Below are 18,421 nucleotides of genomic sequence, written 5' to 3' on the forward strand. Positions count from 1 at the left end.
ACTATCTGCGTCATAGTGGCGTCATGCGGGTACGCTAATTTGCGGGTAATGCATCAGACGTTCAGCGGCTATGGGAAATGCCATGCTGCGACGGTTTACAGATCAAGGCGCGCGCAGGATCAAGGCAAAAGATGGTATTGCCATTTCAACTTGATGGTTTAACTCGAGTATGGAGTGACGATATCGGGATCCCTCGCTTCATTGGGAGAGTGATATGCAGGCAGGAACAGATTCCATTGGCGGATGGCAGGCTTTCTACGCTGACCGTACAGCACGTCTCAATGCGACAACGGACGACGCCTTGCGCAAGCATTTCGAGGCTGAACTGGAAGTCGCGCGTATTACGATGCAGGCGATGGGTATAGAGGTACCCGGTGCCGGTGTTTCTCCGTCGGACACTCCGCAGGAAAACAATGCGGTGGAACAACCCGACGCAACTGCCCCTGGTGGCGACGGCACCGCAGATCAGGCGCAACCGCCTACGAAGGAAGGTCCTGGCAACAGCAAGGCGTTGAGCCCGAATTTAAATCCGCAATTGGAGCCTTTCCGGGACGAGATTCTTGCGGCGTCGGAGGCGACGGGTATTGCGCCGAATCTGCTTGCGGCAGTGATCTGGGACGAGTCGAAAGGAGTCGTGTCGGCCGGTTCGGTCAATGGGGAAAACGGAATGACCGATTCCGGTTTGATGCAACTGAATCCGCAAACGTTTGCCGATATGAAGGCGAAGAATCCGGGCTTGATCACCGGCGACAGTTCTGATGCGCGCTCCAATATCATGGCGGGCGCGATGTATCTCAAAGAAATGTATGACCAGTTCGGCGATTGGGATTTTGCATTGCGCGCATATAACTCGGGTCCTCTTTCCGTTGATATGAGCGATGCCTCCATTTCCACGACAGGATTCGGTACGAAGAATTATGTAGAGAAGGTCAATTTCTATCGCGAGACCCTTGATCAAGGCAATGTCATGCCCGATGGGTTCCCTGGCGGAAACCAGATGTACTAGGTTTTATTCGCGGGATATTCATTTCAATTCCCCGCCATTTCTGGTTGCGCCATCCCGAACATATTTTCGAGGGCCATATCGATCGGCCGAATTTTTTTGAAACTTTGTATGGAGAGTTCAAATGTCAGTAGCCATGCCAAACGCGGGTGCCACTCCGCCCTCTCAGACCCAGCCTTCGTCGCAATTCGACCAGTATCTCGATTCGGCGAAGTCCAGTCAGATTTTGGTCGATTATCTGAAAGGTAAGGACCAGTCGGCAATCAACATCACGGAATTGAGAGAATTGGCCGATAACAAGAGCGGTAACGTGCCCGACGATGTGCAGTCGGCTGCCGCCTATATGGTGCGTCACGAGGCCATCTTTACCGCCGTGGAAACCCATGACGTGCCTGGCGCCGATGGTTTGTCTGGGGTCTGGAATTTCGAATGGGCAGCCGAAGGCGGCATGACGGGTACCGCGGAAGAGGCTTTGGCCAAAATGACCGACGCTTTTGATCGCGCCATCGCGATGTCTGCCGAAGTGACCAAGGTCACGACCGAGAAGAAGGCCTCGCTTGATGCCAGCAAGCAGCGTCCACAGTAACTATCTGAGAGTACGGCGGGAAGCAGGGAGCTGTCCTGTCGTGATGTCTGCAGCAGAAAAGACCTGCTGGCAGAAAGCGGCCTGGGCGATGCTTCACGGCTGTGTCATCGAGATGGTTTAGTTTTTGTCGCAAGCTACGTTAACCCCCTTATTTCCAGGAACGTTCTCATGTCCAATGTCGCTGCCTCTGCCCCCGTGGATCCCAAATCGGTTGATCCCCACAACACCGAAGCCTGGAACGAGGCGAAGCAGCAGGCAAAGGAAGCCGGCATTCGTTGGGAGCGTCCCGAAGGCGATAAGCGTACGGCGAAGGAAATTCTCGAAGACAGCGAGTTGCTGAAGAACCTTGGTAATCAAGCGGGTGTGCGCGAGTCATTAGAAAAGCGCGTGAACGGCAAGATCGGCGTGGATGCCGACGCGACTTATCGCGCCGTGCAGGTACTGGAACATATCGAGCGCTTCGATGGTGATGGAAAGCGTTTGGTTGGCGACGAAGTCGGCAATGGCCAGATCAACGGATTCTCCAAGGATCAAGAGGCTTATCACGGGACCGAGGCCGGGCGGCTGCAGGATTTCGGTAAATACGGTTTCGGCAACCTCAAGGGTGAACTGCAGCATATCGAAAGCGCATCCGAGGATCCCAAGGCCCGAGAGCAGGCTGAGGCCCTGGGTATCGAATGGGAGCTGCCAGAGGGAGACGATAGATCCGCCAAGGAAATCATCGACAAGAACCCGTTGCTGAAGAACCTTGGCAATCAAAGTCACGTCAGGGAGATGCTGAAAGAGCGGGTCGGAGATTTCGAAAACGATCCTAATGCGGCGTACCGTGCTGTGCAGGTGCTACAACACATCGAGCAATACGATGAGGGTGGAAATCGCATTGCCAGTACGGATGTCGGGAACGGCGAAATCAACGGCTTCCGTAAGAGTGGCGAGGCAGATCATGGCACCGAGGCAGGGCGTCTGCAAGACTTTGGCAAATATGGTTTCGAAAGCCTGAAGGGCAAGGTCCGTAACAGCGGAAACGCTGCCGATGACAAAGACGCGCGCGCCAAGGCCGAAGCGCTAGGCATCCATTGGGAGCGTCCCGAAACGGACAAGCGCAGCGCCAAGGACATTATCGAAAACAATCCGTTGCTGAAGAATCTGGGCAACCAGTCCGGTGTCAGGGACATGCTGAAGGAACAGGTTGGCGACTTCGAGAATGATGCCGATGCCGCCTTTCGCGCCGAACAGGTTCTGAAGCATATCGAGACTTATGATGCCACCGGGAACTCGACTGGCGCGCAAAGCGACGGCAAGATCAACGGGTTTGATCCCGAAGGCCGAGCGGAGCCCGATACCGAGGCTGCGCGGCTGCAGGATTTCGGTAAATACGGCTTTGGCGCCTTGAAGGGCAAGATGGCTGACGAAATCACTCCCAAGCATGAGGACGCGGCCGAAAAGGAACGCATCGACGCTGTCAATAAAGCCCGCGAGGAAGCCGGCCTGCCGCCGATGGACAAGCAGGACGTCACACAGCTGCTGACCTCAGACAAAGGTGCCGACGGCAAGAACCTGACGGTCACCGAATCCGCCTGGCAACAGGTCATGTCCGATTGGAAAGCCGGCATCGATAACGGCTCGATCAAGGCTGATGATGATCGTGCGAAGCTCTACAACGCGATGAAGGCTGGCGCGTTTGTTGATAATGGCGCGCAAATGTATACGCTGAACATCAGCGAGGGTGTCACGACCCGCGCCGTCACGGGCAGCGACATGGAAGATATCATCGACCGTGCTAAGGTCGATGAACAGATCGAAACACTGATGAAGTCCGAGGCGGTGGCCAAGGACATTACGGCAGCCCGCAAGACTGCACTCGGTAAGGTCGAAGGTGGCGACAAGGTTGTCCAAGAGCTGAAGGAGATGGCAGAGAGCGCGGAATATGCGAAGTACATCCAGGATCTCAGCAAGGATCCCAAGATGAAGCAAGTGGCCGAGGATGACATCTCCGCGACGTATACGTCACTTTTGGCAGCCGACCCGGAAGCCGCGGCCAAGTTTGCCCAGAACATGCAGATCGACAGCATGACGATGGAGCTAGACGCGCTGATGGCTGATCCAAGCAAGATCAGTGAGGAAAACCTGACCCTTGCCGGTTCTGATGTAGGCAAGATGCTGTTGACGCTGATCAAGAAGGGAGGGCTTGATCTGGGGCGCCGTGCAGCCGAAGCACAGAAATTCTTAGAAGGCATGCTGGGCGACAAGAAGACCAATAAAGAATTTGCGCAGGCAATCGCCGAGCTCGGGGCGAAATATTCGCATTCCGGCGAAGTGACTACGAAGGATGTCGAGAAAATCATCGGCAGCGGCAAATACAAGGGCCTTGAGGCGGGCGGTGCGCGCGCCTTTTTCGAAACCATGACCAAGGCTGGCGTCATTGGCTCGCTCGGTGGCATGGTTTCGCTGGCCTCGGGAATTTATCAACTGGCCGGAAAGGGTGGAACACTGGCCGACACACCTGAAGAACGGTTGGCTATCGCCAAGGATTTTGTCAGCTTCGTCGGCGCCGGCAAGCACTTCGCTGATCTGGGTAACCATATCATCGGTGAGCACAACAAGAGCGTCATGGAGTTTAACGAGGCGATCGACAAGAAATATGTTGCCAGCGATGCGCCGAGAGTAGGAGACGGGCCGAACCCGCTTGAGGACGAAACGCGCGAAGTTAAGACTCAGGCTGAAATCGACGCAATGAAAAAGAAGCCGGCCCCTTCGTTGCTGGGTTTGGACAAGACGCTGGACGATCTGCTAAGAAGTCCCTCTGGAATCACGCCCGCCGGAGCACACAACAGCTACGGTGGTTTCTACGAAGCGATGGATAAAGCGTTATCGAGTTCGACCAACCGAGAAACCTACGAAAAGCGGATGGCTCAGTTCAAGATCGATGAGAAGGAAGGCAATAAGATCATCAAGGCGGTTGAAGAGGGGATTCAGACTCGGCCTGGCGTCAAGGGGCCGGACGGTAAGCCGGCCAGTGGATTGCACAAGGGCGCCTCGGCCTATTTGCTGGTGGCCAGTGCTGGCGCCGACACTTTTGCCGGGGCGGCGGACATCGCCATCGGAGCGCTGACCATCAAAAAGGGCGTGGCGTCGGGCGACGATACCACGACGGCCAAGGGCGCGCTTCAGGTCGCGGCCGGCGGCTTTGGTCTGGCGGGCGGCGTCGCGTCCTCGCTGGGGCTGCTCAAGAGCTTGCAGTTCGTCAAGGCCGCTGCGGCGCCATCCTTCCTTGTCTCCGCGGTGTTATCCATCGCTACCGTTATTCCTGACATCATTAACGACATCAAGAAGACCGACCAGATCCGAAGTTACCGTACAGACATGCAGGAGTTCATGATCCAGCTGAACGATCAGGGTCTCTTGACCGAGGACGGGTTGGACAAGTTCCGCTTCCTGGATAGCTATATGGCCAGCTATGGTCAGCGGGATGCTCCGGACGGCGTCAGCATCTTCGATTACCGCGATGAGGAAGTAGATCACTTCTTGAGTTATTGGGATAGTGAGGCCGGCAGGAAAGCCGAGGAGCGCGGCCAGTTCTCCTCAACCTTCGGTCTGGATGAGGACAATCACGAGGACTACAAAGGCGATGGCGATAACCTGAATACCGATATGGAGGGGCAGGGCGGGTTGTCTTGATCTTTGCGCGAGTTCAACGGATCGGCTTTGCCTTCACGAAGAGTTTTCAGGGCTTGACGCGGCAACGGCACAACGTGCCCCGGCGTGCGGTTGTCGCGCTTTTGCCATTCGTGGCTGACCGGACGGTAGCCGAGGCCGTCGCTCGCCACGTGTTTTGGTGCTTTGTTGGAAAATCCGCTTTGCTTCACCGTTGCGGATTCGGCCTCCCTTGCTCTGCTGCGTCATAGGCGCGCCGCGATGCTTCGATCTCCTGCCACGTATTACGTATCCAGTTGGTAAACCCGGCAAGCGGTTCTAGCATTGAGTGTCCTCTTGGGGTGAGCTCGTACTCAACCCGTGGCGGCACTTCTGCGTAGTAATGCCGTGCAACGAGACCGTCACGCTCGAGATTGCGCAAGGTGAGTGTCAGCATCCGTTGAGAAATATCCGGAATGCCGCGCCTTAGAGCGCTGAACCGCATAGGCCTGTCGGGCGAGAGCGAAAGCATCGAGATCACGAGAATCGTCCATTTGTCGCCCAATCGAGCGAGTACGCTTCCCGGTGCGCAGGGCGTAAGAACCGGCCCGCTCGTGGTCTCTATGACAGGTCGACCGTTTACCTCACGTGGTGTGTCTGTTTCTGTGGAGTTGCGCGCCATTCGTTACCTCTCTGTAACTGAGAACCAAAAACGTGCCGTCTTGCGAGGAAGAAACAATAGTTCAAAATGGGAACTGGCAACAGTTACGATGGAGAACTTTCATGAAGGGCACTGAAGAATTTCTGGTTTTCGGAGTCACTGGTCAACAAGGTGGGGCCGTTGCACGGGCACTTCTGGCAAACGGGCGTACCGTGCGAGGTTTCGTGCGTGATCCACAAAGCGACAAGGCGAAGGCGCTTGCCAATCAAGGTGTTTCACTGGTCGTTGGCGATCTGTTCGATCGTGCTTCCATTGATCGGGCAATGGTTGGGGTAAGAGGCGTATACAGCGTGCAAACCAGTTCACCGTCAGGAATGGTGTCGGATGAACAGGAGGTCTTTCAGGGCAAAGCAATCGCCGACAGCGCGGTCGCTTCGGGCGTAGAACACCTTGTCTATTCCTCGGGAGGCGCAGCCGGAAAAGGCCATACAGGGATGGGACATTTCGACAGCAAGTCTGAGATTGAGGATTACATCCGCAGCCTGCCAATCCCCGCTACGATCACCCGCCCAGCCAGTTTCATGGAAATGATGATGCTTCCCGGCATGGGGCTTAATGACGGGGTCTTTACGTTCTTCATGCACCCAAATCAAACCATGCAGATGATTGCGCTGCACGATCTTGGCCGCATCAATGCGGAAATCCTGTGTCACCCACAGCGCTACGTGGGACAGTCATTGGAACTATCCGGGCAAGCCATTACAGGTGAAGATCTGGAGCGGGCCTTCTCCCGTGCCGCGGGCCGCCCAATCCGCTATCAGCGGTTCCCGGAAGAGCTGCTGGCCACCAACGCTTTCTTGAGAAAGCTTACAGCGCTTGTCGATAACGGCGTCGTCGCGGGTGTTGCAGATATCCCTGCGCTAGAGCGTGTATTCGGTCCAATGCTCACATTGGAGCAATGGCTTTCGGGACCGGGAAAAGAACTTTTTCAGGCGGCACTGAATGCACCAAAGTCCGATATTGCTTTGCGGTGATCTGACCCCAGTTCGAGCAAAGTCTTGGCTCAGTGCGGTTGGAACGATGTGATTAAGCGGGTCTGTGAATGCCTATCCGCCGTTTACGGGGTAGAGCCCGTTTAACGGCTAGAGGCACGTTCATTGCCCGCGCGGTCGCCTACTAACTGCATGTGCACGCGCGGGCATACTCAAGTAGATTTCGCCACCTCGGTAATTATCGCTGTGAGCACCATGTTAGGAAGGTCTCTGGTTTGACGCCGTCCTTTCGCGCGTTCTCGATCAGCGGTCTGAGGGTCTTTTGAATGAATTCTTCCATGGTCGTGCTCAGCGCGGGACGATCATCGCGGAATTTCACGCGCCCATCGTTAAGAGCAGCCGCGGTGTTCTTATCATAGACCCAGCGATCGAGCGTGCCGAACCTCTCCCGGAATACCGTTTCGACCTCACGATCGCTCGTATCGACGAAGCGATAGTCCACCTCTCTGCCGAGTGCGCGGCCGATAATCTCGGTAATCTCGGCCATCGTGTAATCGATGCCCAGTTGCTTTACCGATCGGCGCTGGTCGCTCGGCGTGTCGAACTCCTTCGCTGCGATATCCGCGATGTCCCGAATGGCAACCCACGGAGCTCTGACGTTGGGATCAAGCGTCCAGCCGATCCTGTCGTGCTGCGCGATCGCGTCGCTCCATCTCGATAAGTCCTCCATGAACCAGCCACCCTGCAGGTGCACCAGGTTGATGTCGCGTAGCCGGTTGAGGATCTGATCCAGAATATGGAAGCCCTGGAAATGGCCGGTGTTTCCGCTGAGCTCGGACCCCATTCCGGTCAGGCTTACGGCCAATTTCACCGGGGAATCCCGAAGGGCGTCAAAAAACCGAAGCGCTACCGCTGGGTAGTGCCCATGAAGATCCCCATCCCAAATGGTTTTGACCATCAGGAACGCAGCGTCGGCATCTTCGAAGAACCTACCAAGTTCACCAGCACCTGTGTCGAAGCTGCCGAGGAACGGTTCTGCTCCTTTCGCGACAAGCGCATCGAGGCCGGGGCCTCCTCTCGACAGAGCTTTGACTGAATGGCCTTTGGCCAAGAGGTTCTCGGTAAGTTTGGCGCCGATCCTGCCGGTCGCGCCCACCACGGCGATACGCATGGCTAATCTCCTGGAGTTGTCTAACCATGATCCTAGAGGATTGCGCCGCGGCCGGAATTGGAAATAATGCCATATGATCTCGAAATTGGGCCAAACTTCGAACAAGCGGCCTCCCCCGCGCACGGCTCCTTAGATGGGGGGAGCAGTGACGCTGAAGCCGGTCGCCTTTTCCATCGAGCGATGGGGCATCGCGCAGTCGGGTTCTGGGCGATCCGGGAGGATTGCGTCGCGAACGAAATTGGCGATAATGCCATATGATCTCGAAATTAGGCCAAGCTGCAAATAAGCGACCTCCCTGCGGTACCGCGATCAATCTGAGCCTCTCGCGAGGGCCAGCGATGGCAATCAGGGTGGACTTTGCCGACTATGAAGCCGAGGGGGCGCTGCACCAACACCCGCAGGGTCAACTGGTCCTGGCGCTACATGGCGCGGTTACCTGCAGAGCGGAAAGCAGGGTCTGGATCGTGCCGCCCGACTGCGGCGTTTGGATACCGGGTGGCGTTCCTCATAGCAATCAGGTCACGTCCAATGCTCGCCTGGCATATCTGTTTGTCGAGCCCGGTGTGGCCATGCTTCCGGATGCGTGCTGCACGCTTGCGGTGTCGCCGATGCTGCGCGAGATGATACTCCGGGTAGCGGACCTATCGGAAAGTAATGCGCGCGATGCTCATCTCGATCGGCTCATGCGGGTCATGCTCGATGAGCTCGCGCTGATGCCGCGGGAGAGGCTGGAGCTGCCCGTATCTGACCATCCAAAGATCGCCTTGATCGCTGCGGCTCTTTTGGCAGACCCGAGCGACCGCCGGACCGTCGGCCAATGGGCGGAGCGTGTTGCCCTCAGCGAGCGATCTCTGAAGAGGCTTATGGTCCACGAGACTGGATTGAGCTTCGGCCGTTGGCGGCGCCAGCTTCATCTCGTCATCGCGCTGCGGGAACTTGCTGGCGGTGCGACCGTCCAGCGGGTCGCAGGCGACTTGGGGTATGAATCCACGACGGCCTTCATAGTCATGTTCAAGAAGGCCCTCGGGACCACACCAACGCGTTACTTTGCCGACCGTTCATTGGCAACGGAGTACGCGTGAGGCAGTCCTATCCAAATCTCCGGCCGCCTTCATCCAGTTCGTGTCTGGAGCGAGCACGGCCCCGCACATTCGCCAAGTAAGAGGGCCAGCAGGAATCGCCGTGCATATGGCTGCGCCCAAAGCGCTTCCTGACAACCTCATTGTCACACGCCTCGCGCACAGATCCCCACGTTCTCATTGTCAATATTGGCCCAACGGCGCTCGGCTATCCAATCACGCTCCTCGAGTAGCATCGTGCAGGCGGTCCCGGTATAGGGCGCGTGCAGGTCGAAGCCGAAAAGCGCGTCGGCTGTGATCAAGGAACTGCCTACCTCAACGCCTACGGCGGCGCCGATGGCCGTCCGACACCGGGGATTAGAAGAACGCCCCGGTGGGCGGCAGGACGCCGTTGAGCAAGTGATCGCCGAGAAAACGCTCTTTGTACAGGCGCGGGTTGTGCGACGAAATGACCTTGATGTTGCGCCAATGCCGGTCCAGCGCGCCCTCGATGGTGACGACTGAACCTGAGCCCAGGTCTATCAGCCATCCTGCCAGTTGCGGCGCGATGTCGTCGGCGACGATCTTGGCCTCGGTCGCCTTGAGCGTAGCAGCCAGGGCCAGTGCGTCGGCCTGTGCGCTGCCGTAGGCGTCGAAAGCCGCTGCAAGCGCCAATATCGCGCGTTCTATGACAGCGTCCAGTGCGCCGGCGTGCGCGGCGATGCGGCCAAGCTGTGCCTGAAGCACGGCTTCGTCACGTGGCATGTCGGCCTGACCATGATAGAAGTTGCGCTGCCGTCCGTGGATGAGCTGAACGCCGTCGCACGCGATGCGGCGGGCGATGCCGGCGATGGCGTTGGTCAGGTACACCTGGTGGAAGGTGTAGCGCCAGGTGCCGTTGTACTCTGCCCTGGCGGGTACAGGATAGATATCGCCGGCCTGGATTTGTACCTCGGCGAACCGCGTGTTGCCGGAGCCCGTGAGCTTCTGTCCAAAACCGGGCCAGTCGTCGTTCAAATCCACGCCCGGAGCGCTGGTTGAGGCGAGGTAATGGACCAGTTTGTCCTCGCGGTTTTCGCGGGCAGGGCCGATGAGCCAGTCGGCATAAAGGTTGCCGGTGGAATAGGGTTTGATGCCGCTGCCCACATAAAAGCCCTGCGCGGCACGCCATTCCAGGCGTCCAGTAACGCCTGACGGTGCTTCGCCGGCGCGTTTGGGCGGGGCGTTGCCGAACCCTAGACCGAATGTGCGTCCTTCGGCGGCTTCGCGCAGCAGCCGCGCATACAAGGGCTCGCTGGGCGCGCGCAGGGCTTCTTCTACCGCATAGAAGTGATTGCGGAAAGCGTGCGCGATATTGGAGTCGGCATAGGCGAGGTCGCGCGCGAGCCGGAAAAGATCAGGCAGCGCCAGTCCGGCGCCCCCTTGTTCGCGTGACAGGCGCAGCCTGCCCAAGCCTGCGGCCTTGAGTTCAGCGACGCGATCCCGTGGAAGCCGACGCTCGACGTCGCGCTGCGCCGCTTCGTTGGCGATCGATTCGAACAGCGGCTCGAATCCCAGCATGTGCGTGACGGCGCTCCAGGCATAGCCTGACGTCTCTGTGGCGAATTCATGCGGCATGGTGCGGCTCCCTTCAGGCGCTGAGGCGCTCGGCAGCGCCGGGACGAAAGGGCTCCAGGCCCAGGTGGCCGCGCAGCGTGCGGGTTTCGTACTCGTGGCGAAAGCGCCCCGCGCGCTGCAGGACGGGAATCACATGGTCCGCGATCAGATCCAGGCCGGCGGGTTGCACGTCGATGTTGAGGTTGAATCCGTCGGCGCCCCGCGCATCCACCCATTCGATGATGTTGCGCGCGAAGCCGTCCGGTGTGCCTGTGTAGACGCGATGCCCGCCCGTGATGTTGGAGAACATCAGTTCGCGGATGTTCCAGCCATTGGCGCGCGCTTCCTTGAGCATCTCGTTGCGGTGCCAGCGCGAGGCAATGGGTACGATGGGTTCATTCGCATCTATCTTGGCGTGAGGCAACGGCGCGTCAAGGTCGGCGAGGTCCGCAGGTTCTAATGCCAGGTGGCGGGCCAGTTCGGCGCGTAGCGCCTCGGTGTTCAGCAAATCATCCAGCGCCCGCTTGTGGCGCTGCGCCTCGTCATCGGTGGAGCCCAGGATGGGGAACAGGCCGGGCATGATGAGCAACTGGCCGGGATCGCGGCCGAAGGAAGCCGCCAGCCGCTTGGTCTCGGCATAGAACGCTTGTGCGCTGGCCAGCAGCCGCTGGCCCGTAAACAGCGCATCGGCGTAGCGCGCGCCAAAGGCCTTGGAATCGGCGGATTGGCCGGCCTGAAAGATCACCGGGCGGCCTTGCGGGCTTTCCGGCACCGACAGTGCGCCGCGTGACGTGAAATGGCGGCCGCGGAAGTCGATGGGGCGCAGTTTGGCTGGGTTCAGGTAGACGTGTGAGGCCGCGTCGGCCTCGATGGCCTGTCTCGGCAAACTGCTCCACAGGCTTGTGACGATTTCAACGAATTCGCGGGCGCGCTCGTAGCGTTCGGCCTGATCCCAGCCTTTGTCGACGCCGAAGGCGCCGAGCGACGGCGGATTCTGCGAGGTGATGATGTTCCACGCTGCGCGGCCCCGGCTGATGTGATCGATGGACGCGATCTGCCGGGCGATGGTGTGGGGATGGCCGAACAGCGAGGTTGTGGTGGCGACCAAGCCTACATACTGCGTGTGCTGTGAGAGTGCCGCGACGAGGATGGAGGGGTCCAAGGCACGCCAGGGGCGGCTGTGGCTTTCCGTCACCAGGCCGCCCGGGCCGTCGGCCAGGAAGATAGCGTCTATCAATGCCCGTTCGGCGGATTTGGCGATGGCCGCGAAGTGGTCGATGTCGGTGGACAGGGTCGCAGCGTCAGGCAGGGTCTTCCAGGCCGCGTCGTGGCGGCCAGAGGCCAGTACGTTGACGCCCAGTCGTATCGGATTTGCAGACATGGTGGGTTCAAACCTTGATACTGTGGTCAGCGACCTTGATGTTGGACTTGATGATGCCGTGCGAGGCCAGCCAATCGGCGGCCCGCTGGAACTGGGCGATAAAGTGATCGTCATCCGGCTCGTAAAACTTGTTTTTGCGGGCGTAGCTGACCAGCTTGTCCCGCACGGCGTCGTTGTACTTGCCCTCGCGTTGGGCAATGGCCTCAGCTTCGACGGGATGTTCGGAGATCCATTGACCCTCGATGTAATAGGCGTCCTGCACGGCGCGCACCAAGGCGGCGTTGCGCGTGGCGAAGTCGCGAGTCACCACCAGCGAGCTGTAATCGATCAGAAAGTCCAGGTCGGTACCCTCGAAGAAAATGTCCTTGGCGCCGTTCTGTTCCCGCGAGATGTCCACGCCGGGCGACCACATGGACCAGGCGTCGACCTTGCCCTGGGCGAACGCGGGTCCGGCGTCGGGCGGGTTCAGGTAGACGAACTGCACCTTCTCGCGCGGCACGTTGAATTTTTTCAGCGCGGCGACGACCAGGAACTCGCCGAGTCCAGCCTTGTTGACCGCTACGCGCTTGCCGGCCAGGTCGCGCACATGGTTGATGCCGCTGTCTGTCCTGACGATGATGGCGGTCGATCGGGGCGAATACACATTGAAGGAGGTGAACACCAGCGGCGAGCCGGCCAATATGGCCGCCAAGGCGGGAGTGGTGGAACCCCAAAAGCCGAAATCGGCGCTGCCGCCCACGACTGCCTGCAGAGAGGGAGCGTGGTTGGCGAACGGGCCTACCCATTCGACTTTGATGTCTTGTTCCTTCAGGCGCTTTTCCAGTTCTCCACGTTCGCGCGCGACCAGCGGGATTCCGCCGCGGCCATAGCCCAGGCGGACAGTATCGGTATCGCGGGCGTCCTGGGCGGCCAGTCCTCGCGTAGGGACAATCAATCCTGAGGCCAGCGTTGCGGCGCCCATTTTCAGCAGATCGCGGCGGGTCAGAGAGGTCTTGAGTACGGGCATGAAATGCGGCTCCTGTTTTTTTGGCCGAAGACTACCGGCGGATCAGATCGTCGGCCACGCCCAGCTTGGTGAGCAGACGGTGGCGCAGCTGTGTGAAATCGTCTTGGCCGCTGGTGCGGTGCTCGCTGGCAATGCGGCCGTCGCTCATGACGAGGATACGGTCGGCGATGGCAATAGCCTCGTCGACATCGTGAGTCACGATAAGGACGCCGGGGCGGTGGCGGGCCACCAGCTCCCTCACCAGCACGTGCATCTTGATGCGGGTCAGTGCATCGAGCGCGGCGAAAGGTTCGTCCAGGAGCAGCAGGCCGGGCTCTCGGACCAGGGCTCGGGCCAGCGCCACGCGCTGTGCCTGACCGCCCGACAGCTTGCGCGGCCAGTCGTTCTCGCGGCCAGACAGTCCGACCTCGGCCAGGGCGGCTCGCGCCTGATGCACGGAGTCAGGCGGCCGCCCGAGCATGACGTTATCGAGCACGCTGGCCCAGGGCAGCAGACGGTGCTCCTGGAAGACCACCGCGGCCGAGCCGCGGGCGTGGATGGTGCCGGCATCGGGCGCGTCCAGGCCGGCCAGCGCGCGCAGCAGCGTAGTTTTGCCGCAGCCGCTTTCGCCCAACAGGGCAACAAACTCGCCTTTGCGTATGGTGAGGCCGAGGTCTTCGATGACGGTGCGTTCGCCATAGTCGCGCCGCAGGCCATGCACTTGGACCGCGAGTTCGGCCGAGGGAATCGGGGTATCCATGGTTCAGCCCTTGTCCGCGAAGTTGGGATGCCAGGACAACAGCCGGCGTTCCAGCATTCGAGCCAGGCCGTCGGCGACGACGCCGATGAGGGCGTAGATGATGATGGTCAGCACGATGACGTTGGTCTGCAGAAATTCCCTGGCGTCCATCGCCAGGAAGCCTATCCCTGAAGTGGTGGCCAGTGTTTCGGCGATGACCAGGGCCAGCCAGGCCGTGGCCAGCGAGTAGCGCACGCCGGTCAGCACTGAGGGCATGGCACCGGGCAGGATGATGCGGCGCACGGTGTCCAGCCGCGACAGGCCCGTGACTTTGGAGACTTCCAAAAGCTTGGGATCGATCTGGCGGATGCCGAGGACGGTGTTTACGTAGAGAGGAAAAAATACGGCCAGCGAGACCAAGAAGACCTTGCCTATCTCGTCCACCCCGAACCAGACGATGACCAGCGGCAGCAGGGCTAGAAAAGGGATGGCGCGGATCATCTGGATGGGGCGGTCCAGCAGGGCATGCGCTATGCGGGAGAAGCCTGTCAGCACGCCGAACCCGAATCCGGCTGTGCCGCCGATGAGAAAGCCTGCGATGGCGCGCAACAGGGAGGCTCCCAGGTGCCGGAACAATTCCCCAGAACGCAGCAGGTCCCATGCGGTGATCAGTACCGAGCTGGGAGGCGGGAGGACTTGAGATCGGATGAGGCCTGCTCGGGTAGCTGTTTCCCAGACTATGACAAGCAACGCCGGAACCAGCCAAGAGAGCAGAAAGTAGCTGGCCGGATTGACGAGGCCGGCGTGCGCCGTCGTGCTGAGGGGACGGGTTTGCGCGACGCTGCGCGCCGGAGAGTCAGCACGCGTAGAGGGGGGCGAGGTGGCAGTACCGAGGGACATGAATCGTGCCCGAAAAACTATTGAGGAACGGGGCATTCTAGGTAACCCCTTTTCCGGTGCAAACGATCAATTAGGCATTTCTTTACTAGGTATATTCAAATTACGGAGGGTGTGTTCATCCTTCGGGATTATTTGAAGGACTTGTCATTTTTTCGAACGGCGACTGATATCAGCGTTGAAACGTGAGCGGAGACCGATTGTCTTACCTTCCAGGAAGCATCGCATGCCCGGCTCTACATCATTAACGGGGGACATCGACATTCATTAGACTTGTTTAGGGTTGCGGGTTGATGGTGTTGCACCTGAGTGTGCCCAAGTACCACTGCACTGACTGCCATCGCTATTTCCGGCATCGATTCTCTGGGATTCGCCCTCGGCTTCGGGCCACCGAGGCCTATCGGCTGGAGGTGTTTGAGGCCCACGAGGGCGGCGTTAGTCAACGCAAGCTGACGGTCACACACCGGATCGGCAGCGCGACGGTCGAGCGCTGGTATCAATCGTTTGTGAGGCAGCGCGTCTCAGAGCTCTCGCGCCGGGCGTTTGGGTTCAGAAATTTTGAGAATTACCGCATGAGAGTCTTGGCTCAGTGCGGTTGGAACGGTGTGATTAACCGGGTCTGATGAATGCCCATCCCCCGTTTATGGGGTAGAGCCCACAAAAGAAAATGCCCAGCTTTTAGGGCTGGGCATCGAATTCGTGGTGGCCTGGGGCGGAATCGAACCACCGACACGCGGATTTTCAATCCGACCCCAGAATCGCCCGGAAAGCCGTGCCAAGTAACGATGTAGCGGACGGAAACGTCACATTGATTCCATCCGCTCTGCACACCTTTTCCCCTTGATCAGTCCGCCAAAACCACTGTTTATGCGACATGCTTTTTGCCTGGCTCGATAGCGTTCGGGGCCACCGTTTCGCGCCATCGAGCTTTGACGTATGTCTCTGTCGTGGCTTTCTGTTGGTGGCCGCATAGCATTTGGATACGTTCTATCCTTTCGCCAGATAGCCACATGTCCGTTGCGCCTTTGCCCTTCAAGTCCCTGAACCCAAAAGATGGCATGTTCTCCATCCCCTGGCGCTTACGAGCCTTTGCTTGGGCGCGGGTGAGCATGGACGTTATGCCACTATAGGTGTAGGCATTACCGTCAGCGGTGTGCACGATGGGTTGATGCAACACGGGGTTAGGGCCGATGGCCTGCTCGATCAGCTCCAAAAGCCTGCCAGTGAGTTCGATCTCCAAGACCTGGCCCGTCTTGTTCTGAGTTACCCGCAACACCCTTTGCTCACCTCGCCGCCGGACGTTTGCGGCTGTCCAGCCAGTCATGTCGCTTTCGGGGCGTTGCAGCGTGCGGTACACCAGCTCCATCATCAGACGAACAGGGGCGGGGGCGCAGTCATAGACGGTCAAGTACTCTTCGTCGGTGACGTATCTATCTCTGGGTCTTTCCGTATTACGCTGAATGCCGCTTGCCCGCATGCAGGGGTTGACCTTGAGGGTAGTCTTGCCCTTTCGGATGAGCCAGGAGATGCATGCGGAAAGGCAGGCCCGCTCCCTGTTGGCCCGTACGGCGCGCTGGGCTCGCTTGCCTTCGTCTAGGTATAGCTGCACCAGCTCAGGCGTAACAGCCTCCGGCGTCCGTTGGCCGAAAAAAACCTTGAGTTCGACAACGTTCTTCCAGTAGTCGTTCCGAGTGCGTTCGGCCAAATCCTTCGACGCCACTCGGGCGTCACAGTCCAACAAAAACTCATCCAGCCAATAGGCCATCGTGCCATAGTCTTTGCGGTCGCCGTTGTATATAGCGGCTTTTCGCTTGGCCTCGGTTACGTCAGTGCCTACCTTCTCCCATCGTCCGTCGCGATGTCTGTACCAGAATTTATTCCGTCGCCATGCTAACCGAGTGCCTGCGAGATTTAGCGGGTCATCGCCCGCGCGCCGCCGCCCCATGTCCGTTTCTCCTGTTTTGCCAATGATGCCGCAGGGCTATCACGTCGGCGGCTGGTGTGGATATTGGCACCTCGACGAGCCTAGGTGCCGGTTGTTCTGATGTCATTACGCGGTCGAAATCGGCACGAGCTACCAGCGGACGACCGTTGGGTTTTGCTCGTGCGTTCAGGCCGAGCCGCTTGAGGTGCCTCATCTGAGCCGCTGGCTGCGTGAGTGGTGTGCAGATATTGGCGATTTCCTCGTCGGTGAGGTATGGAGGGGTAATCATGCGATCTCCAAAACAATGCCCGCGTTATGCGGGCATCCAAGATTTTCTAGTTGTGTCGAGCAAGCGCTCGATGATGTCTGTGGTCATGCGGTATTCTGGAATGAATGGACTACGATGGTCTCAACATCAGCTTCGAGTGACTACCATGAAAATATGCGAACTTTGCCGGGAGTTGGACGGTAAGCCTGCCGCAGCCAAACCGCACTCTTCCCTTCTTCTCCATCACGGCACTGCTGCTGACGTTAGGGGTGAGAGTCCGCTTAAGCGTTGGAATTATCATTGTTCTGATTGTGATACGGAGATGTGGAGAAGCGTTGACGGTGGCGATTTCGTCGGAAATTGGAGGGCGGTTAATAACTAAGCGCTGTGCGTCTGTTGTTTCCCAGTCTCTTGCAGGGTTAGGGCGGCGTCAACAGCGCGGATATGTCGCTGCTGTTCCCGCTTACAGATTTTGATGATCTGTTGGGCGGCCTCGTTTGACAAAGGTTCGTAGAGGCATCCGCCTTCGAGAATTGCTATAACGGCTCCGAATACGGTTAGGTCGGTATGCGCGTGCATGGCCTTCTTGATTGCAGGCATATTCATTCTTTTCCCGGTTTCTGCGCCGCCAGCGCGCTGTACCTCTTCACTTCCGCCTTCGCCGCCTCAAATGCAGCTCGCTCATTTTTTCCCAACAGGTCATACAGTGTCGGGTTTAAGAAACTCACCACTGACCGAAGCGCACTGAGGTAATCCGCGCTGTCCGCAAAATAGATCGCGGCGACCGCTGAATGGCAGGCTTCTGCACGGTCCAGGTCCGGCAAATCGTCCGCACCCTTTGCGGAATCCTCACCATCCTCCCAATTCAGACATCCGCCGGTAAGATACTCACCGACCACGCGGGTTTTGCCGTCGTTGGGGGGGGCGTCTTGCGTACGGTCGTGTTCAATTGCCTTGTTCGGATCCATCGTGCGCCAGTCAGGCCATGCGCGGCCCTCATTCTTGGTCTGTTTGGCAACAATGGCGTCGATGATCTCCTGCGGCGTAGCACCGCTGCGCCATGCGCCATCAAGCGCCAGAATGATCACGTCCACCCATTCGCGTAAGTCGCCGGGGTCGGATTCGATTTCTCTTAGCTCCTTCCGAATGTGGTCGACGACCCCTTTGGCGCGGGAGCCGGGGCCGAATGTGCGCCCAGACCATTCTCGTTGCCGGTCAAGGTGGGCACAAAAATCGAATGCATCAGCGCTTGCCTGGGGTTTGCCGCTAATCAACGTGAGGAATTCTTCATCAGACCACAGGCCAGCTATTGCATCTTCAATAAGCAGCCGCTCAAACTCAGTGGGGGTGTGATCGCCCTCATCGGCGCGCAGTTCGTACATGTCTAGGTACTCGTCCACAGCGGCGTCTATAGCTCGCCAATCACGTTTTGTGGGCTCAGCTGCCTCGGGCTTTCCAACTGAATACGTGCCGTCAGGGTTAAAGTGCGCTGTTGTGTCGCTTTTATTGAAGGTCATGCTGACACTC

The 18,421-nt window shown here is 58.7% G+C and carries 16 protein-coding genes; 6 read left to right on the plus strand and 10 right to left on the minus strand.

Annotated features, from left to right (window positions below):
• The first annotated feature begins 214 nt into the window (after nt 1-214).
• The 3 genes from CAL20_RS02660 to CAL20_RS02670 all read left to right on the plus strand — a co-directional run bounded on the left by CAL20_RS02660 (nt 215) and on the right by CAL20_RS02670 (nt 5,267).
• Complete coding sequence (locus CAL20_RS02660; protein WP_094823817.1) at nt 215-1,006, plus strand: transglycosylase SLT domain-containing protein; 792 nt, start codon at nt 215-217, stop codon at nt 1,004-1,006.
• 121 nt (nt 1,007-1,127) lie between these two features.
• The gene (locus CAL20_RS02665) at nt 1,128-1,589 is read left to right on the plus strand and encodes a hypothetical protein (protein WP_094823816.1); all 462 of its coding nucleotides are present in this window, start codon (nt 1,128-1,130) and stop codon (nt 1,587-1,589) included.
• A 168-nt stretch (nt 1,590-1,757) separates the two neighbouring features.
• Complete coding sequence (locus CAL20_RS02670; RefSeq protein ID WP_094823815.1) at nt 1,758-5,267, plus strand: hypothetical protein; 3,510 nt, start codon at nt 1,758-1,760, stop codon at nt 5,265-5,267.
• A gap of 184 nt (nt 5,268-5,451) precedes the next feature.
• Here the strand turns inward: CAL20_RS02670 and CAL20_RS02675 are convergent, their stop codons facing one another.
• Entirely contained in the window at nt 5,452-5,904 is a 453-nt protein-coding gene (locus tag CAL20_RS02675; RefSeq protein WP_094823814.1) for a winged helix-turn-helix transcriptional regulator, read from the minus strand.
• A gap of 101 nt (nt 5,905-6,005) precedes the next feature.
• On the opposite strand from CAL20_RS02675, the gene CAL20_RS02680 reads away from it, so the two are divergent.
• Nucleotides 6,006-6,917, plus strand: coding sequence for an NmrA/HSCARG family protein (locus CAL20_RS02680; protein ID WP_094823813.1), 912 nt, complete (start codon nt 6,006-6,008; stop codon nt 6,915-6,917).
• Between the two features lie 196 nt (nt 6,918-7,113).
• Here CAL20_RS02680 and CAL20_RS02685 read toward each other — a convergent pair whose 3' ends face one another.
• A complete protein-coding gene (locus CAL20_RS02685) occupies nt 7,114-8,046 on the minus strand; it encodes an NmrA family NAD(P)-binding protein (RefSeq protein ID WP_094823812.1) in 933 nt (310 codons plus the stop codon).
• A gap of 350 nt (nt 8,047-8,396) precedes the next feature.
• Here CAL20_RS02685 and CAL20_RS02695 point away from each other — a divergent pair, with 350 nt between their 5' ends.
• On the plus strand, nt 8,397-9,128 hold the full coding sequence (locus CAL20_RS02695) for an AraC family transcriptional regulator (protein WP_254924423.1): 732 nt from the start codon (nt 8,397-8,399) through the stop codon (nt 9,126-9,128).
• A gap of 354 nt (nt 9,129-9,482) precedes the next feature.
• Here CAL20_RS02695 and CAL20_RS02700 read toward each other — a convergent pair whose 3' ends face one another.
• From CAL20_RS02700 to CAL20_RS02720, 5 genes are read right to left on the minus strand one after another with little or no spacing between them, the layout of a single operon-like run.
• Nucleotides 9,483-10,721: an acyl-CoA dehydrogenase family protein gene (locus tag CAL20_RS02700; RefSeq protein WP_254924422.1), complete on the minus strand. Its 1,239-nt coding sequence runs from the start codon at nt 10,719-10,721 to the stop codon at nt 9,483-9,485.
• Between the two features lie 13 nt (nt 10,722-10,734).
• On the minus strand, nt 10,735-12,081 hold the full coding sequence (locus CAL20_RS02705; protein WP_176456623.1) for an NtaA/DmoA family FMN-dependent monooxygenase: 1,347 nt from the start codon (nt 12,079-12,081) through the stop codon (nt 10,735-10,737).
• A gap of 7 nt (nt 12,082-12,088) precedes the next feature.
• On the minus strand, nt 12,089-13,087 hold the full coding sequence (locus CAL20_RS02710; RefSeq protein WP_094823808.1) for an NrtA/SsuA/CpmA family ABC transporter substrate-binding protein: 999 nt from the start codon (nt 13,085-13,087) through the stop codon (nt 12,089-12,091).
• A gap of 31 nt (nt 13,088-13,118) precedes the next feature.
• Nucleotides 13,119-13,826: an ABC transporter ATP-binding protein gene (locus tag CAL20_RS02715; protein ID WP_094823807.1), complete on the minus strand. Its 708-nt coding sequence runs from the start codon at nt 13,824-13,826 to the stop codon at nt 13,119-13,121.
• 3 nt (nt 13,827-13,829) lie between these two features.
• A complete protein-coding gene (locus CAL20_RS02720) occupies nt 13,830-14,705 on the minus strand; it encodes an ABC transporter permease subunit (RefSeq protein WP_094823806.1) in 876 nt (291 codons plus the stop codon).
• 290 nt (nt 14,706-14,995) lie between these two features.
• On the opposite strand from CAL20_RS02720, the gene CAL20_RS02725 reads away from it, so the two are divergent.
• A complete protein-coding gene (locus CAL20_RS02725) occupies nt 14,996-15,325 on the plus strand; it encodes a hypothetical protein (RefSeq protein WP_094823805.1) in 330 nt (109 codons plus the stop codon).
• A 242-nt stretch (nt 15,326-15,567) separates the two neighbouring features.
• On the opposite strand, the gene CAL20_RS02730 is transcribed toward CAL20_RS02725, so the two are convergent.
• From CAL20_RS02730 to CAL20_RS02745, 3 genes are all read right to left on the minus strand, one after another.
• Nucleotides 15,568-16,467, minus strand: a complete 900-nt coding sequence (locus CAL20_RS02730) for a site-specific integrase (RefSeq protein WP_256981326.1) — start codon at nt 16,465-16,467, stop codon at nt 15,568-15,570.
• 154 nt (nt 16,468-16,621) lie between these two features.
• Nucleotides 16,622-16,915: a DUF4224 domain-containing protein gene (locus tag CAL20_RS25835; RefSeq protein WP_094837121.1), complete on the minus strand. Its 294-nt coding sequence runs from the start codon at nt 16,913-16,915 to the stop codon at nt 16,622-16,624.
• Between the two features lie 581 nt (nt 16,916-17,496).
• Nucleotides 17,497-18,411, minus strand: a complete 915-nt coding sequence (locus tag CAL20_RS02745) for a dATP/dGTP pyrophosphohydrolase domain-containing protein (protein ID WP_218830692.1) — start codon at nt 18,409-18,411, stop codon at nt 17,497-17,499.
• Nucleotides 18,412-18,421: the final 10 nt, after the last annotated feature.

This window comes from Bordetella genomosp. 4 (genome assembly GCF_002261185.1).
Classification (GTDB): domain Bacteria; phylum Pseudomonadota; class Gammaproteobacteria; order Burkholderiales; family Burkholderiaceae_B; genus Bordetella_A.

Coding starts and splice junctions, on each gene's coding strand:
- CAL20_RS02660 (WP_094823817.1), top strand. CDS start 215: ATGCAGGCAGGAACAGATTCCATTGGCGGATGGCAGGCTTTCTACGCT.
- CAL20_RS02665 (WP_094823816.1), top strand. CDS start 1,128: ATGTCAGTAGCCATGCCAAACGCGGGTGCCACTCCGCCCTCTCAGACC.
- CAL20_RS02670 (WP_094823815.1), top strand. CDS start 1,758: ATGTCCAATGTCGCTGCCTCTGCCCCCGTGGATCCCAAATCGGTTGAT.
- CAL20_RS02675 (WP_094823814.1), bottom strand. CDS start 5,904: ATGGCGCGCAACTCCACAGAAACAGACACACCACGTGAGGTAAACGGT.
- CAL20_RS02680 (WP_094823813.1), top strand. CDS start 6,006: ATGAAGGGCACTGAAGAATTTCTGGTTTTCGGAGTCACTGGTCAACAA.
- CAL20_RS02685 (WP_094823812.1), bottom strand. CDS start 8,046: ATGCGTATCGCCGTGGTGGGCGCGACCGGCAGGATCGGCGCCAAACTT.
- CAL20_RS02700 (WP_254924422.1), bottom strand. CDS start 10,721: ATGCCGCATGAATTCGCCACAGAGACGTCAGGCTATGCCTGGAGCGCC.
- CAL20_RS02705 (WP_176456623.1), bottom strand. CDS start 12,081: ATGTCTGCAAATCCGATACGACTGGGCGTCAACGTACTGGCCTCTGGC.
- CAL20_RS02710 (WP_094823808.1), bottom strand. CDS start 13,087: ATGCCCGTACTCAAGACCTCTCTGACCCGCCGCGATCTGCTGAAAATG.
- CAL20_RS02715 (WP_094823807.1), bottom strand. CDS start 13,826: ATGGATACCCCGATTCCCTCGGCCGAACTCGCGGTCCAAGTGCATGGC.
- CAL20_RS02720 (WP_094823806.1), bottom strand. CDS start 14,705: ATGTCCCTCGGTACTGCCACCTCGCCCCCCTCTACGCGTGCTGACTCT.
- CAL20_RS02725 (WP_094823805.1), top strand. CDS start 14,996: ATGGTGTTGCACCTGAGTGTGCCCAAGTACCACTGCACTGACTGCCAT.
- CAL20_RS02730 (WP_256981326.1), bottom strand. CDS start 16,467: ATGGCCTATTGGCTGGATGAGTTTTTGTTGGACTGTGACGCCCGAGTG.
- CAL20_RS25835 (WP_094837121.1), bottom strand. CDS start 16,915: ATGATTACCCCTCCATACCTCACCGACGAGGAAATCGCCAATATCTGC.
- CAL20_RS02745 (WP_218830692.1), bottom strand. CDS start 18,411: ATGACCTTCAATAAAAGCGACACAACAGCGCACTTTAACCCTGACGGC.